General features: G+C 45.3%; 4 protein-coding genes. All 4 read right to left on the reverse strand.

What is annotated here, in order from left to right; all coding sequences use genetic code 11:
- Nucleotides 1-456, reverse strand: a 456-nt coding sequence (locus ACWA6V_RS18610) for a DUF1156 domain-containing protein (RefSeq protein WP_449523895.1), incomplete at its 3' end; no start/stop codon positions are given.
- Nucleotides 457-661: 205 nt separating this feature from the next.
- Nucleotides 662-1387: a retron system putative HNH endonuclease gene (locus ACWA6V_RS18615; RefSeq protein WP_449523896.1), complete on the reverse strand. Its 726-nt coding sequence runs from the start codon at nucleotides 1385-1387 to the stop codon at nucleotides 662-664.
- Nucleotides 1384-2736, reverse strand: coding sequence for an AAA family ATPase (locus ACWA6V_RS18620; protein ID WP_449523897.1), 1353 nt, complete (start codon nucleotides 2734-2736; stop codon nucleotides 1384-1386). Before ACWA6V_RS18620 ends, ACWA6V_RS18615 begins: the two co-directional genes overlap by 4 nt.
- Nucleotides 2727-3817, reverse strand: a 1091-nt coding sequence (locus ACWA6V_RS18625) for a DUF3883 domain-containing protein (RefSeq protein WP_449523898.1), incomplete at its 5' end; no start/stop codon positions are given. The genes ACWA6V_RS18620 and ACWA6V_RS18625, both read right to left, overlap by 10 nt.

Here is a 3817-nt window from a genome sequence, read left to right on the forward strand (position 1 = left end):
CAGCGCGCCACCACCGGCAAAAGGGTCATGAAAACCGGGGAGTTTTTCCGGGTTAAATAATTCGGCGGCTTGCGGGTGGTCTTTATTTAACTCGGACGTCTCACGCCAGCTGCGCCAAATTTCGGCGCGGGCTTTTTCCAGCACTTGTTCGTTGTTGGTGTTTTCCCATAGCACTAAATCTTCCAAAATTTTAAATAAACGGTCGCGCTCAATCGCGGCCTTTTCTTTATTCATGCCGTACTTAAAACCGCCACCTTGTTGGTAGCCGGGGTCATTCACCATTTGCGCAAAAATTACCGCACGCGCTGCTGCCAAGGGGCGACGCGCCCACCATAAATGCACTCCTCTTGGATGAGCTCCAATACCAGGTTGCTTTTCGTGCGCACAGGCGGTGTTTATTGCATCCAAAGGCAGCGCAACTTCGATAAGTTTTTTTGGGGATTTAATTTGGGTCATTTAGTTATCCTTGTCCCAACCAAAGCTGCCATCACAGTGATTGCAGCCGGTTGAGAAATAAAGCGAGTGCAAAAATGGTTTTGCAACTGAGAGAATGCATTGGTTAGAATAATGGCTAGCCCCCCTATGGATCGTATCCATAGGCCGACGCCCTGAAGTGAATCCTTCGGGGCGTTTCTTTTTGGGCTGGAGCAGCTTGATTGCTTCATACAAGCCCCGGTGCCTGCTGTTGTAAAACCTGCTCTGCCATTTGACCAAAATACTGGCGAGTCAAACTGAAAAAACGACTGAGCTTTCGATTAATGGGAACCAAATCAATACTCGCTAAATGGTGCAAATCCATTTGCTTTTGCAAATGTTCCTGCACTAAATCATCCAGCTCATCCCACCATTTTTGCCTGAGCACCTTTAGATAGGGGCTATTCAAGTTCAATAGGTCAATCGTGTATTGAGCTTTGTCTTTTTCGGAGAGATCAAGACCGTCTTTTGGCACTATTCGCCCATCCGATAAATAGGCAAAGAACCGACGGCAATCTGGCTGGTGGCAAGAAACAAAGCGCGTTAAATCAACCGATTTTTGTTTCTCTCTTGCGTGGCCACCAAATGCTTCCCAGCTTTGGGCTTTAAAAATAAGCAGATCATCTTCACTGTGCAAAGCGCTTGCGGCCAAATTGGTGTAATCAAATGTACGCGGCGGGTTCTGGCTTTTGTTTTCAACATGTTCAATGTGGTAGCCAAGACCTTCTTGATCTGCACGTAATTCGCTGTAGCAGCAAAGCTGAAATTGCTCATCTAACAAGAAACTAAGCACATCTGATTTATGACCAAAGCTACCCCAACGGCTGGTTGCCGAAGAGTGATCCTGTGGTGGATTTGCGTTTGATTGATTAAGGTGATATCCGCCGTCTCCTTGTTTTGTTATGCATCTCACGGCTTCAACGCCTCCTGACGAGCAATGCTCCGCTGCAGTCGCTGTAACTGTGGATGCTGCTCGCCCAATACTGCCACTAACTGTTTCATCAGCGCTTGGGATTCAGGTTCTGCATAATGTCCTTGGTCTACCCACTCAGTTAAACGCAATAAATCAGCTTTTTCTTTTACTGGCGGCTGTGGGTCTACTGACATCACACTGTGCATCACCTCACCACTCGGTTCGCCGTAGGTTTTTGCAAGTGGTGGTTCTGCTATATCTGAACCTATCACGCGAATATTTTCACGTTTTACCGTACTCAACACTTGAGGGCTGTGCGTGGTGACTATGAATTGGATATTGGGAAAAGCGGTTTGTAATGAATTAATAATGGTTTGCTGCCACGAAAGGTGTAAAAACATATCCACTTCATCTATGAGCGCAACCCCAGGTGTTTGTGTTGCTGCATTCAATCCCAATTGTGGGTTTAGCTTAACCGTGCGGAAAGCAATATCCGCAACCATTGCAATGGCGTTTCTTAGACCATCACTAAGCATTTCAACCGGTAAAACACCACGTTCCTCATGGTGCATAACAAGTTGCTGATTGTTACTCGCGCTGTATTCCAGACGGTTCCATCCCGTTGCAGATTGAATAAGCGTATCGACTGCCGCTTTTACAACACTAATGATTACTTCAAAGCGCATTCCTGTTTCACTTAGCTGTGTCTTATTTTCTAATGCTTTAATTTGCTCTTCGCGAAAGCTACGATAAATCCAACCATACCAAGCGCAGAAGGTTTTAAAGCTAGATGAATAGGAAAGGCAGTTTAAGTAGCCTGATGTGCGCGAATAGTCGGCCACATTTAATGCTACATCTTCGGCTGCCGAAGTGAATCGGCCCTCGTACCAAAGTCGTGATGTCCCTAGATAGGTAATTAAGGGCAAAACAATTTCGCTATTAGCAATATTTTGTTTCTGGAAGTGCTTACCCTTTTCAATTAACTCTTTGGTTTTTTTATCGGGTTTGCAGTTAGTGCCTGGTTTTGTTCGTTCGCGAGTTTGTGACCAAGTTACCTCTTCGACTTCACCATAAACATGACCGGATGCAATAATTTGAGCTGGTAACTGGTACTCCATACTTCCAGCACCAAGCATTTTCAATCTAACATCGCTTGGAACTATGGTTGCTGAGTTACCGCGTACATCGAACCCCTTGATGTATGGCCAAAGTGCTATGCGAGCAGCGTCTAAAATCGTTGTTTTACCACTGCCATTTGGTGCAATTAAAATCGTCATTTGCGGATGAAAATCAATTGTTAAATGATCGAAGCAGCGAAAATTATTTATCGTGAGCTTATTCAATCGCATGGCTTATTGCTCCGCTGTAAAAGTTCTCGTAAATCTAAGTTAATACTCGAAACCGCCCAATCCGGCTCTTGCGTGAAAGGCTTGGTCACATAATAAGGCCCTTCGTGTTGATCGCCATCCACCAAGACTATCGCCAGAATAAACTTGTCTGACTGGTTCAGGCCATAAAGAATCTCATTTTTGGTCACGGTAATAGTGTTGCTACCTTTAACGCGCCCTTTCACTTCAATATGCCGGGAAGTGGGTATTTTGCCATCTACCAATGCTGGAATACTGGTCACATTCCAGCCACATTTTTCGGCGTATACATCGATTACTTGATTGCCCATTGCCAGCTCGGTATCCATTACCGCTTTCATGGCAATCATTTCAATTCTTTTGCGCGCTTCTGCATCAGCTGACCAGCCTGATTGACCTTTTCTTTGCGCCAATAAACCTGCCGGAATAATTAGCGCGCCGCCAACAATCACCGGAGTGGCTGAGATAACGTGGCGCATAGCCAAGAGTTCTTTCTCGCGCGACTCACGCCGCGCTGTGAGTTCATCTATGGTACGGCGAACGTTTTCGAGGGTTAGGCGGACGTCTTTTCCGGCGGCTATATCATCTTGCAATTTCATGTAACGATCAGACCAGTAATTAATTTCTTTAACTAATCGTTCATGTACCGCTGTTAGGGTTTTATCGACTTGTTTTTCTCTTCGCAAGCGCACTTCATCGAAATGTTCAGGCACTAAATGTGTAGATGCATGAGATAACGCTTGTTGCTCTAAATTCTGCGTAATCCAACTTGCATTGAGAATGTCCTCGATTAGAGGAGCATCATTTTTTTCCAGTGGCTCTAAATCCAGGTGAGGTGCCCAACCTGCATTAATCGCAGCGCCTTGCGGATCAATTTCAACAAATTGCATGCGGCGCGAGACATGGGCATCGGGGTTTGATCCTTCTTTAACAGAGTGATCAATAATGAACATGACTTTTGGTGTAATGCCCATATCGCCGGTATCAACCAGAACCGATCCTTGTTTTAATTTATTGCGATGTAGCTCCATCACAATATCAGTAACGGATTGCATTAAGGGGT

The organism is Cellvibrio sp., from assembly GCF_053579595.1.